This window comes from Roseburia sp. AM59-24XD (assembly GCF_003478445.1).
Classification (GTDB): Bacteria; Bacillota; Clostridia; order Lachnospirales; family Lachnospiraceae; genus Jutongia.
Window position 1 is genome coordinate 25,109 of sequence record NZ_QUET01000015.1, and the last position, 13,044, is coordinate 38,152.

A 13,044-nucleotide genomic window follows, 5' to 3' on the forward strand; every position below is an offset into this window, starting at 1 on the left:
ATGTCCGTTTCCTCTTATTCAAGTCTGTGCTTTCCTTTCATTATATATGGAAATGAAGGCTGTGTCAAAAAAGACTAGAATAAAATTTTCATGGTCTTCTTTTTAAAACCTGTTTTGGCGGTAATGAGCTTCCTGTATGCCTTGCGACAAGCGGACGGACAGGAAATCACTGCCTTTTTCTGTATTCCGGCAAATGCATTTTTCCCGATGAACGTAAGCTTTTTCGATTTGATCTGCAGCTTTTTCAACTTGCCACAGCCGGCGAATGCCTTCTTGTCAATCGCAGTCACCCGGTAAACAACAGCCTTTCCTGTGCGTTTGTCCTTTACGGATGCCGGAATCACAAAGGCTTTGACATTTTTCTTCTGCAGACCCACGAATGCAGCAGTCTTTTTCTTCGCACTGATGATCCGGTATGTTGCATTGCCTGAGGTAAAATACTGATCCTGTGGTGCCTGTGTCTGCGCAATCTGCCCGGTGCCGTCCGGTGTTCCCGATACGACAGGAGTTGCATACGGCTGTCCACTTGTTGTCGGTGTCTTGACCGGTGACGGTGCTGTCTCCTGCGGTGCCGGCGTTACCGGTGCCGGTGTTACCGGTGACGGTGTCGTATAAACGATCGGTGGCACCGTTGGCACCGGCGTTGTCAGAGCATCCGGTATCAGTGCCTCCTCCGGACCCTCCGGCGTTGGTGTCTGTGTCGGAATAACCGTCGGATCGTTATTTCTCTTATCCTTCCAGTTTTCTGTCAATGTATTTTCATCACTGATTTCACAGACATCTCCAAGTACACCGACCATATCCACAAAGAATTTTCCCTCCTTCAGGGCGATCGTGACGGTATGCTTCTTATATTCCAGCCCGGAAACAGAACAACTCATATTCATGTTGTCTGCCTTCTGAAGCTTTCTCTCCTCCGGCTGTCCGCCATCCACAGAGACAAGTACAGTACCCGCCTCACTTGTTTTTGCTAACACCTCCATCCCGGTTCCTGTGAAGCTGTATGTGAGTGAAGCTCCCGCCTCACTTGTCTCGGACATGCTTCTCTGGTATACATACATGCCCTTTCCATTTGCATGACTCCATGTTCCCTGATAAACAAGCTTTGTATTTTTCTCCGGTGTCAGATCATAGGTCTCCATGTTATCCAAAAGCTCTGTATAATACGGAACATATCCTTTGATCTTCATCACACGCAGATTATCAAACTCTGTATGCGTATAGGAAGAACCAAGACCAATCCTTCCTGAGGTGATCGGATTTTCATCGGTATATTCTGCCACCGGACAATTATTGATATAAGCGGTGATCGTTGCTCCTGCACCCTTCAGTTTTAAATTGTTCCATACAAAGGCGCCCTTCTTAAAGCTCTCCTGATCCGAAGCCGTTCCGGAAAGCACCACCTTATCCTTTCTGTAAAGCTTCCATGCTCCCGATGCACTGACACGGAAGGTGTAGCCCGAGCTATCCTCCAGTTTCTGAGAGCCTCCTGTCTGACGGATCGCCACGGATCCATATGCTTTGCTCACATTATTTTCAAACAGAACATCTACCGATGCAGTATAGTTACACCAGCGGAAATCACCGAGCAGGGTAACTGCATCTCCGTCATTCCAGCTGTGTCCCACACCATTCTCCGTTTGGTCAAGCTGCTGGCGGAGCACCCGGTTTCCGTCCACTGTTTTGTATGCCTCAAAGGCACCGTTGAGTGTATGCGTATAACGTGCCATCGCACCGGAATCGCCACCGCGAGAGCTGATATAATCCTCTGTTTCCTGACTGACTGCGCCATGTGTGGCAATGACAGCAACACGCTTGCCGGTATACTCAAAATCATCCGCATATAAAATACCATTTGAGGTGTCCTGCGCATCTCCTGTTTCATCGGTATCAAGAACCGTTCTTTCTCCCTCAACCGGAAGTGCTTTTGTGTGTTCCTCATCGTCATCCACATCAAGCGTCGTGACTGTCACAACTGAAAACGGTTTTACCTTTACCACATAAGAGCCGTCCTCTCCCGCTGAAACGCTTCCTGTACATTTCATATAATTTTCATTAAATCTTCCATCATCAGCAGCCCTTGTTTCCCATACAGCAAGCTTCTGATTGTCAGAAAGCTTCATGTTCTTCACATTGATCTGATAAGACATCGGATACTCACTGTCATTGACGACCACTGAAGAAAATGCATCCTTTGACGGTGCTGCGAGTGTCATATAGTTTTCGCCGCCGCGTCTTCCATCCACCGGATTCGTTCCGGATGCCGTCGAATTGCTCGCCTCAGGAATCGCACGCCAGATTCCCGCTGTATTATCCTCATTTTCCCAGCCTGTCACAGCAAACTTGCTCAGATGTGCCAGAACAAGCAGACCTGCATCATAATGGATCCAGCCGGACCATGGATCTCTCGCACTGACAAGCTCCTTAAAGGAAAACTGTCCTCCCTCATAGAAGGAACCGATCGCCGGCTGATAGACCACATGGGTTCGTCTTGACTTTACGAAGCCCTTGATAAATGTATTGCCCATCTCCAACGCACTTCCCGTACCGCCAAGTCCTGTTCCCTCGGTCGTTGGATCCTTGACATTGTTAGACGGACGGAATGCGGAGTTTGAAAACACCGCCTGCGCTTCGCTGTTCCAAACCTCTTTATCAGCACCCTCGGCAAGCCATTTCATGCCGCCGTTTTTATCATCGGAGGTGGTATAGTGATAACCGACCACATCCACCGCATGATAGAAGCCGCCGTCTGATTTCATGGAAGCGACAATGTCTGAAGAAATGCTTGTCGCCTCATCAGACACCACAAGCTTTATCTTCTGAAACAAAGCTCTCTCCTTTGCATCCGGAATTGTCTTTTCATTTTCCGATGCAATCCAACCCGCAAATTTCTTCGTGTAATCCACATCGGTCTTTTTATTCCAGGCTTCATTCACATTTGGATTGATATAATCCACCATATAACCATACTGACGGTACGCTGCCAGGATCGTTGCCTTATACCACTTGTATACATCCTCAATCGATTTAACCCACTCCGGCGCATTCCAACGTAAAATGCTGACCTTGATATCCGGATTGATCTTTTTGGCATCTGCCGCCAGCTGCCAGCCCGGATTACGGAGAACATTTGCCTTCTCATAGCGGCTGCGCTTAGTCGAAGCCTCAGAGCCGGTCGAATTGTTCCGGTCATTTCCCATCTCCAGCTTCACATGCGTCATGATCGGATATTTTCCTCCGAACAGATACTGAAGAAGCTCTGCATATGCCTCCGGATTCTGTGCCTTGTAATCCATAAGAAGATCACTGGTGGAATTGGCACTCAACAGACCAAAACCCTTATACGTCAATCCGTTCACATTGTTGGCGCGGATATCATTGCCATCCACGGTAATACTGCCGCTTTTCTCCTTCGCAGCACTCTTCTTCTCCGTCACGCCGCTTTGTACACCTGCTGCCTGCGTTTTCACGCCCCCACCGCAAAACGGCATACCGGTCACAAGAAGCGACAGACTCAGAATACCAACACATACTCTTTGAAACACCCTGCATCTCATTCCAAATACCTCCTGTTTTTTGCCCGCCAATGTTCACATCCACAACATGAATATTGGCATTTATTTACTTTACCAGATATTTCAATTTTACAGTTTATTGATATTTACGGCAATCAATGATATTATCATATTTGAACAAAATGAACATATATATATCAGAGCATTTTAAGAAAGGAGAGCTTATGTGGTTTATCTGTTATCCTGACATCACTCCGGTTAAGGAGCTTCCGTTTTATACAATCAGCGTCGGTATGCACCTGTGGCAGTACCCGACACCACGCGAAAACGGCTATCCGTATCCGCAGTTTCTTTACAGCAACAAAGGCAGCGGAAAGCTGATCACCGAGGGAAAGACACATATTATCCCGGAGCATTCGATCATATTTCTGCCTGCCAATGTTCCCCACTACTATGAGGCGGTCACGGAGGACATCTGGGACGTGCGCTGGTTTGTGCCTTACGGCGATGGAACGGTTGCTCTGTTAAAGCAGTTTGGCTTTGACCGGTGCCGCATTTTTCCGATCACCAATCTTGGTGCTCTCGATGAGATCCACAATAAAATCCATATGGCGTTTCAGATCAACACAAAGGAAAGCATCTTTTTCTCGGCATCCTACACCTATGAATTCCTGTTTGAGTTTTACCGCCAGTACAAGGAGCATTCCTCTCCGAAATCTGCACAGTACCGCCGCCGTCTTACGCCACTGATCGAATTTATTGAACATAATTTTGACTCGGAGATCACACAGCCGATGCTCTGCGAGCAGCTTCACGTCTCGCCGCAGCATCTGTGCCGGATGTTCCGCGAGTGTCTAAATACCCGTCCGATGGCATATGTGACACAGATCCGGCTGCGTCATGCCAGCGAGCTTCTGGCACATTCCGAACTGAGCGTCTCGCAGATCAGTGAGCGTGTCGGATTTAATAATCTGAATTATTTCTGCAAAGAATTTAAACGACACTCCGGCATGACGCCGACCACCTACCGCAACCATACATTGAACCAGCTATAGAAAAGAGGTCCCTATGAATCATAATCTTCATCCGATTTTCCGCGGATTGACTACAGGCGAATATCAGGAGCTGACCAACCATACCCGCATTCATGAGAAGGAATTTACAAAGGGGGCACTGATCTTCCAGAACGCCGACCTTGTCACGGAGACCGGCATTATCCTGACCGGCAGTGTTCATATTGAAAATACGGACTTCTGGGGCAGCACAAGTCTGTTAAGCGAGGTGGGTGCCGGCGGTGTATTTGCCGAGACCTACAGCTTAAGCCATGAGCCGATGATGGTGGATGTTGTGGCGGCAAGCGACTGCCGGATCCTTTTTATGGATGTCACATTTCTTCGCGATAACAGCTTGTCCGGATATTCGTGGCATCAAAAAATGCTGAGCAATATGCTCAGCATTTCTGTCCACAAAAATCTTACCCTGTCCCACCGCATTTTCTGCACCAGCCCGAAAACCATCCGCGAACGTCTGCTCACTTATCTTTCCTCCCAGTCTCAGAAATGCGGAAGCAGAAGCTTGAGATACCGTTCAACCGCCAGCAGATGGCAGATTTCTTAAATCTGGACCGCAGTGCGCTCTCCAAGGAGCTCGGCAAAATGCGGGATGATGGATTTCTTACATTTCACAAGAATTCATTTACTCTGCTACATCCTGCTTTGAATGAATCTCACTAAGCTTCTTTAAACAACTGATTGCAACCATAACACCAAGTACCATCAGAAGAACTGCAACGATCAACTGCAGTCCGTCGATCAAAAATACTGCTTTACCTGCAGCAATGTTTGATACCAGTGCGATCGTCTTCTGGATCAGTGCCGTGAAGGTTACAACAAGCATAACAACCATTGGGATGTACAATGTCCAGCCGGTTCTTCCTGTTGTCTTTAAGAATACAGCCAGTGCGATCAGTACAAGTGCTGCTAACAGCTGGTTTGCAGAACCAAACAGCGGCCATACGTTGTTGTATCCGCCCAGAGTCAGAAGGAAACCGAAGAATAATGTGATCACCGTTGCAAAATATTTATTCGTAAGTACACGCTGTACCGGTGTCATCTTTGCGGTATCTGTTGTATCTCCAAGGAACAGCTCCTGGAAGGACATTCTACCGATACGGGCAACGGAATCGAGTGAGGTAAGTGCCAGTGCAGATACACACATTGTCATAAATACAGTTGCGAGCTGCACCGGAACACCGAGCTTCTCAAGGAAACCTGCAACACCTGCAGAGAAGATTGCAAATGGGGTACCGTCCGGCTTTGTTCCATTGACGGCAACAGCGCCGACAACAACAAGTGCTACAACACCGAGAAGTGACTCAACGATCATTGCGCCATAACCGATCATCGGCGTATCCTTCTCATTGCTTACTGTCTTTGATGATGTACCGGAAGAAACGAGACTGTGGAATCCGGATACGGCACCACAGGCGATCGTTACAAACAATGTCGGGAACAGACCCTGACCGCCAATGTTAAATCCGTTATATGCATTCAGCTTCATGGTTGGGTGTGCGAAAAGAACACCGATCACTGCACCGAAGATCATACCTAACAGCATGAAGGTTGTCATGTAATCTCTTGGCTGCATCAGAAGCCACATTGGCATAACAGATGCCAGGAACAGATAAACCATGATGATTCCGATCCACGCATTCTTTGTCTGATAGATCGGCAGATGCATACCGATGGCAAACATCACAACCAGAAGTGCGATTGCAACAACGGCTTTCACAACCTCGTTCATTTTGCCGACCTTTTTCTGGATCAGACCGAAAACAACAGCGACTAATATAAACAACATGGAAATAGATGCGGCTGCGGAGTTTGCATAGGCAACGTTGCTGTCCTCCAGTCCCTTACCGACAAAGGTTCCTGCTACCATATCGGTGAAGGCTGCGATAACAAGAAGTGTGAACAGCCAGCAAAACAACATAAACAGCTTACGTCCTGCTTTACCGATATATTTCTCAATGATCATTCCCATGGACTTTCCTTCGTTCTTAACAGAAGCGTACAGAGAACCGAAATCCTGAACGGCTCCGAAGAAAAGACCGCCGATGATCAGCCATAACAAAACCGGAACCCATCCAAATACGGATGCCAAAATTGGTCCGGTCACAGGACCTGCACCTGCGATGGATGAAAACTGATGGGCAAATACCGTAAATTTGGAGGATGGCACATAATCCTCACCATCTTCAAACTGGTACGCCGGCGTCTTTGCCTTCTCGTCCAGTCCCCACTTTTTAGCAAGCCATCTTCCATAGAAAAGATAACCCGCACCAAGAGCAACAATGCTGATCAATACGATTACTAATCCATTCATAATATTACCTCTTTCCTTTGGGTGTTTGATTATTTCCACGGCTTTTATTTTACGGGAATGAATTATTTCCGGTAAAATAAAAAAGCCCTCGTCTTAAAAAATGCTTATCGCATTTTATCAAAGACGAAAGCTGATATCTTCCGCGGTACCACTTTAATTGCCGCATATGCGACCTCTCTGTCCTATCTCCTGAAATATCTGACGTCTCATTAACCGGTATAGCCTTATAGACATCGTGGATACTTCTTCAATAAGCTTCTCTGTAACGGGAGAATCCCGGTGACACTTACCGTCGCAGCCACGCTGCCATTTCAGTGCACTTCTCTCAGAGGATAGCTCTCCGATCTGCATACTGTCTCGCACCTGCCGACAGCTCTCTGCCATGCGTTCCGATCAGAAAACCCTGTTCTGTTCATCGAATTTGTTTTGTTCGACAAAAAAGATACCACTTTGATTTTTGCTTGTCAATAGTTTTTTTAATTTTAATGATGAATTATATTCATCTTTCTATGCTCCAAGATGTTTTTTTAACACATCAAAAATACGCTCCTTCTGTGCCGGTTTGAGTACATAATCATCCGGCTTAAGCTGCAGTATTTTCTTACTGTTATTCCCTGCCGTCCCAGCAGTAGGTACAAAGCTTACAGCGGTCGATCTCCACCGCATCCAGCATATCGTCCAGACGATTAAAGCGAAGGGACGTAAAGTTTAATTCTTTACGGATCTCCTCCACCATCTGCTCATACTTTGGCGATTCCGGATCTGTGTACTCCTGCAGGATCTCATCTGTCACCTCTGTTCCTTCCAGCTTCTCGATCACACGTCTTGTGATCAGATCCATCTCGGAAGAGGAACGCGAGAAGTTAAGGTACTTGCAGCCATACACCAGCGGAGGGCATGCCGGACGGATATGTACCTCCTTCGCTCCACTCTGATATAAAAACTCGGTTGTCTCGCGAAGCTGTGTTCCGCGCACGATTGAATCGTCGATCAGAAGCAGGCTCTTATCCTTGATCAGATCCTGTACTGCCAAAAGCTTCATCTTGGCGATCAGATTACGACGGCTCTGGATCGTCGGCATAAACGATCTCGGCCAAGTCGGTGTATACTTGATAAACGGTCTTGAAAACGGAATGCCGGATGCATTGGCGTAGCCGATCGCATGCGCCACACCGGAGTCCGGAACACCTGCGACAATATCCGGCTTCACATTATCGCGCGCTGCCATCTTCGCACCGCAGTTGTAACGCATCCGCTCTACACTGATCCCCTCATAGGAGCTTGCCGGATAGCCGTAATACACCCATAGGAAGGTACATATCTTCATATCCTTGCCCGGCTGAACCAGCGTCAGACACTGCTCCGGTGTGATCACATCAATCTCGCCGGGTCCCAGCTCCTTATAATCCTCATAGCCCAGATTCTTGTAGGCAAAGCTTTCAAAGGTCGCACAGAAGCCCTGCTCATTCTTACCGATAACGATCGGAGTTCTTCCGTATCTGTCTCTTGCAGCATAAATTCCTGCCGGTGTCATCAGAAGCAGTGACAGCGAGCCGTCCACCTGCTCCAGCGCATACTGTATTCCCTCGATGAGATTCTCCTTCTGGTTGATCAGTGCCGCCACAAGCTCAGTCGCATTGATATCGCCGCCACTCATCTCCAGGAAATGCGCATGACCATGTTCAAAAAGCTTCTGCGCCAGCTCGTCCTGATTGTTGATCTTGCTTACGGTCGTGATCGCATAGGTTCCGTGATGTGACCGGATGATCAGTGGCTGAGGCTCGAAATCAGAAATACATCCGATCCCCATCTCTCCCTGCATCTCCTGAACATCCTTGTCAAACTTTGTCCGGAACGGTGCATTCTCAATATTATGAATGGAACGATTAAACACTCCATCCTTATACACTGCCATTCCTCCACGTCTTGTTCCCAGATGGGAATGATAATCAATTCCAAAAAACAGATCAAATACGCAGTCCTGCTTTGACGCTACTCCAAAAAATCCGCCCATGTTTTTCCTCATTTCCGTGCGCACACTGCTTCTGCAATCTGTCCCGGCGCACCAGGGATCAGACCTTTTCTTTCGTTTCTTCAGTTTCTTGCCAGTCTGTAAAATATTGTACCAAAACAAAGAAAGGTTTTCAACACCGTGCGTTTCGGTTATAATGAACTTACACGGGATCGTCCCGCCAGATCTGATAATCACACAGGAGAAAGTATGAGGCAGCATATGAAACAGACACAAAAAGACTTTTTAGGCAAGATCACCCTTGCAATTGCCGGAATGCTGATTTTTTCCGCCGGCATTAATTTTTTCATCGTTCCCGCCGATCTGTATAACGGCGGCATGCTTGGAATCAGCCAGCTGATCCGGACAGTTCTGGTCAAATATCTTCATTTATTTTCCGGCTCCACAGACATTGCCGGTATCATTAACATGATCTTTAATATTCCTCTGTGCTTTATCGCATGGCACTATGTCAGTCGTTCCTTCTTTGTACGGACGCTGATCTGCGTGATCAGTCAGACGATATTTTTGAGCTTTCTGCCAATCCCATCCACGCCACTGGTCAACGACACACTGACCGCAAGCATTATCGGCGGCATCGTTGCCGGCTCCGGCATTGGCATCGCCCTGCGCGCCGGCGGCTCAAGCGGAGGACTTGATATTATCGGCATGTACTTTACCAAGCGATTCAAGGATTTCAGCGTCGGCAGGATCTCCCTCTGCGTCAATGCTGTGATCTACGGGATCTGCGCAGTATTGTTCGGTGTCCAGACTACCATCTACTGTATCATTTATTCCGCAGTCAGCATGTTAATGACCGACCGGGCACACACACAGAATATTAACACGGAGGTATTAATATTCACCAAGAACAATCCGGTAAAGATCATGGATTATATCGTAAAGGATTTTAACCGGGATGCAACCTGGTGGGAGGCACGCGGCGGTTATACCGAGGGTAAGACCTACATGGTCATGGCAGTTCTTTCCAAATATGAATGTGCCCATCTGCGCCGTGAGCTGCGCCAGATCGATGAACATGCCTTTATTGTTGAGAAAGACGGCATCGGCATTGGCGGCAAATACGAAAAACATCTCTGATCGGCAGATCAAAATATATGCACGAGAGGCTGGTAAATCACATTGAAAAATGAAAATGAAAGTAAAATGAAAAACGAAAAAAGGATCATGAATATTTCTCTGATCGGCAGTATTCTTTTCATGCTGTCAGAGGGAATCATGGCATATGTCACGAAATCACATTCCCTGTTGATGGACTGTATTTTTGACGTAACGGATCTGATCATGATCGGACCGTTTCTTCTGCTGGTACCGCTGCTTTACAAGCCGGTCACGGAGAAAAGACCCTACGGCTTTTCCCAGGTAGAGTCTTTGTTTGTCGTGATCAAATACAGTGTTTTGCTGGCGATCACCGCCAGCCTTGTCTGGGACAATATCCGTTCCCTGCTGCACGGCGGACGTCAGGTGGACGGCGGCAAGATTGCTTTTTTTGAGCTTGCCGTCTGTCTCGGCTGTCTGATCATTTATCTTCTGCTGCACTATTTCAGTAGGCGCTATGCATCACTTACGATCAAAGCGGAAATCTACATCTGGAAGCTGGATGTGATCTCCAGTCTCGGTGTATCGATTGCCTTTTTCGTCCAGATGGCACTTCACCGGACCGATTACGCATGGCTCGCCGCCTATGTTGACCCGGTCGTTGCGATTGTCATGGCATGTCTGCTTCTGGTCGAACCGGTCAAGATGATCATTGTGAACCTCAAAAGTCTCGTTTTGTTTGCACCGGAAGAGGAGATCATGGATATGATCCGCCACGTTGCCGAACATCATATGGATAAGGTCCATTATGACATTGAATTTCTCGACGTGATCCAGACCGGGCGCAAAACCTGGGTGGAAATCTACATGACAAGCCACAACAATCTGATCAATACCACGATCCTTTTGCAGCTTCGCAACGAGATCCGTGAAGAATTAAAAAAGTCCTTCGATCAGGTTTATGTCGAGCTGATTCCAAGTCTGCCGGACTGATTCGGGCAGATTTTTTCGTATTTATTATTTCTCATAATATCCGTACTTTTCCAGATCGACTTTTCCATTGATAACCGGGATTCCGTCCGCAGCGAGACGTCTCTCCTGCTCGTCGGCTCCACCGAATGCAAAAGCACCGGATAATTCACCCTTTGCATTGACAACCCGGTAGCACGGAATATTCTCCGGATCCGGGTTATGATGAAGTGCATTGCCAACAGCACGGCACATTCGCGGATTACCTGCCATCGCCGCCACCTGACTGTAGCTTGCCACCTTTCCCTTCGGAATCCGCTTCACCGCTTCATAGATCCGCTTTGACGGGCTGTCCGTCACCAGATCATAGCTTTCCTTGATCATCCGGCGAATGTCCTTTTCCGGAATGCTTCCATCCAGAATGATCGTGTTCCAGTGCTCCTTATTCTGATGCCATCCCGGGATCACCGCCTCATAAGCGCTGCGCCAGAAATCGCGCCACTCCGGGTCTGCCTTGACATTCAGATTCAGCAGCCCCTCTCTCTCATAGGTCCAGAGAAATGCTTTCTTACTGCCCTTCACCCGGACAAGCTGCCAGTTATCGTCCCGAAACGGAGCATCCTGATACGTACCCGGAAGGGAAAGTCCATACTCCAGTGCTTCTTCTCTTGTTGTCATACATACCTCCATTTTATCTGTCCCATTTTACGGACACACATTTCTTTTTGTCTCCCCGGCAATCTGCTGTGCCGTGTAAATGGAACGATTTCCATTTACAATATAAGCCACGCTGCAGACGATCACAAATGCCAGTGCATTCTGCACGCCAAACACCTCAAGCCCGATCAGCATCGGCGCGATCAGTGTATTCGTTGCACCGCCAAACACTGCCGCATATCCAAGCGCAGCACAGACCACTCCCGGAAGTCCAAGCAGACTTCCGAGAACAATGCCAAGGGATGCTCCCATCGAAAATAACGGCGTAACCTCGCCGCCCTGAAATCCGATGCAAAGCGTCAAAACCGTCAGAATCAACTTCACGATCCAGTCATAGGAATGAATCGTTCCACCATGAAACGCCGCATCGATCAGATTCGTGCCAAGACCGCTGTAGCGTCCCATATGAAACAGCACCAGCAAAAGCACAAGCGGGATCGCTGTCAGTCCGATCCGTATGTATGGATTGGTAAAGGTTTTCGCCATCTTCTCCTTCGCCCATTTTAACAGCACTGCAAATAACCGCCCGGTCAGCCCAAAGGCAATGCCAAGCACCAGCACCGGCAAAAGAACACGGATGTCCGTCAGCTTTAAGCTCCCCTTAACCGGTACGGCGAACTTCTCCAGCCCCAGAAAATGCGATGTCTGGGATGCCGTATACGCAGAAAGCAGTGCACATCCCAGTGATTCATACTCCATCCGCCCTGCCGTGATCACCTCAACCGCAAAAAACGCTGCCGCAAGCGGTGTCTGGAATAAGCCGCCAAAGCCCGCCGCCATACCGGTGATCAGCATTTTCTTCTCATCGTCACAGAGATGAAACTTCTGCTCTACCCGGTACGAAACAACAGCACCGATCTGCACCGCCACACCCTCTCTGCCGGCACTGCCTCCGAACAGATGCGTGATCCAGGTTGTGACTAACACCAATGGTGCCATAAGAAGCGGAATGTCATCTCTCCTTCCCTGTCCCGTTTCCAGGACAAGTGTCATTCCCTTCTGACTCAATTCACTGAAGCTCCGGTACAGCCAGACGATCAAAAGACCTGCCACCGGCAGAAACGGGATCAGATACTTAAAATGCTCTGTCCGAAAGTCAGTAATCGCTAACAGTCCCCGACCAAATACCGCATCGATCGCACCAACGATCACTCCGATCAACAACGCGGCAGCCGCAGACCGAAGTATCTGCAGACTCTTTTTACCCATGTCCAAAATCATAACAATCTCTCCTGATTATTCTTAGTATATCAAAATTACTTTGCATATGAAAATCCGGTCATAGCACAATTCCTTCTCAACCATTGACATAATCGCATAATCTTCCCGGATTGTAAAGCAGATCTTTGGATTCACGTTATACTTTTCAAGCAACTCCGATACCTCCGT

The 13,044-nt window shown here is 48.0% G+C and carries 10 protein-coding genes and 1 other annotated feature; of the genes, 5 read left to right on the forward strand and 5 right to left on the reverse strand.

Annotated features, from left to right (window positions below):
- Positions 1-74: 74 nt before the first annotated feature.
- Positions 75-3,557 (reverse strand): family 16 glycoside hydrolase, encoded by a 3,483-nt coding sequence (locus DXA20_RS08650; RefSeq protein ID WP_118560123.1) that lies wholly within the window; start codon positions 3,555-3,557, stop codon positions 75-77.
- A 182-nt stretch (positions 3,558-3,739) separates the two neighbouring features.
- Between DXA20_RS08650 and DXA20_RS08655 the strand changes: the two genes are divergently transcribed.
- Genes DXA20_RS08655 through DXA20_RS18395 form a run of 3 tightly spaced genes read left to right on the forward strand, consistent with a single transcriptional unit; the run spans position 3,740 to position 5,248 of the window.
- Positions 3,740-4,570 carry an AraC family transcriptional regulator gene (locus DXA20_RS08655; protein WP_158577176.1) on the forward strand — a complete coding sequence of 277 codons (831 nt, stop codon included), beginning with the start codon at positions 3,740-3,742 and terminating at the stop codon, positions 4,568-4,570.
- 13 nt (positions 4,571-4,583) lie between these two features.
- Positions 4,584-5,132 (forward strand): Crp/Fnr family transcriptional regulator, encoded by a 549-nt coding sequence (locus tag DXA20_RS08660; protein ID WP_243100588.1) that lies wholly within the window; start codon positions 4,584-4,586, stop codon positions 5,130-5,132.
- The gene (locus DXA20_RS18395) at positions 5,117-5,248 is read left to right on the forward strand and encodes a hypothetical protein (protein ID WP_243100590.1); all 132 of its coding nucleotides are present in this window, start codon (positions 5,117-5,119) and stop codon (positions 5,246-5,248) included. Before DXA20_RS08660 ends, DXA20_RS18395 begins: the two co-directional genes overlap by 16 nt.
- On the opposite strand, the gene DXA20_RS08665 is transcribed toward DXA20_RS18395, so the two are convergent.
- Both DXA20_RS08665 and DXA20_RS08675 read right to left on the reverse strand, forming a co-directional pair.
- The gene (locus DXA20_RS08665) at positions 5,211-6,899 is read right to left on the reverse strand and encodes a carbon starvation CstA family protein (protein ID WP_118560127.1); all 1,689 of its coding nucleotides are present in this window, start codon (positions 6,897-6,899) and stop codon (positions 5,211-5,213) included. The two genes, DXA20_RS18395 and DXA20_RS08665, sit on opposite strands and share 38 nt — an antisense overlap.
- 116 nt (positions 6,900-7,015) lie before the next feature.
- Positions 7,016-7,324 (reverse strand) — a binding site (T-box leader).
- 182 nt (positions 7,325-7,506) lie between these two features.
- Positions 7,507-8,913 carry an amidophosphoribosyltransferase gene (locus tag DXA20_RS08675; protein WP_022305420.1) on the reverse strand — a complete coding sequence of 469 codons (1,407 nt, stop codon included), beginning with the start codon at positions 8,911-8,913 and terminating at the stop codon, positions 7,507-7,509.
- Positions 8,914-9,132: 219 nt separating this feature from the next.
- Between DXA20_RS08675 and DXA20_RS08680 the strand changes: the two genes are divergently transcribed.
- Together DXA20_RS08680 and DXA20_RS08685 are read left to right on the forward strand one after the other, a co-directional pair.
- Entirely contained in the window at positions 9,133-10,011 is an 879-nt protein-coding gene (locus DXA20_RS08680) for a YitT family protein (RefSeq protein ID WP_118560195.1), read from the forward strand.
- Positions 10,012-10,077: 66 nt separating this feature from the next.
- Positions 10,078-10,962 carry a cation diffusion facilitator family transporter gene (locus DXA20_RS08685; RefSeq protein WP_243100592.1) on the forward strand — a complete coding sequence of 295 codons (885 nt, stop codon included), beginning with the start codon at positions 10,078-10,080 and terminating at the stop codon, positions 10,960-10,962.
- A gap of 24 nt (positions 10,963-10,986) precedes the next feature.
- Here DXA20_RS08685 and DXA20_RS08690 read toward each other — a convergent pair whose 3' ends face one another.
- Complete coding sequence (locus DXA20_RS08690; RefSeq protein ID WP_118560131.1) at positions 10,987-11,616, reverse strand: methylated-DNA--[protein]-cysteine S-methyltransferase; 630 nt, start codon at positions 11,614-11,616, stop codon at positions 10,987-10,989.
- A 27-nt stretch (positions 11,617-11,643) separates the two neighbouring features.
- Positions 11,644-12,876: a chloride channel protein gene (locus DXA20_RS08695; RefSeq protein ID WP_243100593.1), complete on the reverse strand. Its 1,233-nt coding sequence runs from the start codon at positions 12,874-12,876 to the stop codon at positions 11,644-11,646.
- Between the last annotated feature and the right edge of the window lie 168 nt (positions 12,877-13,044).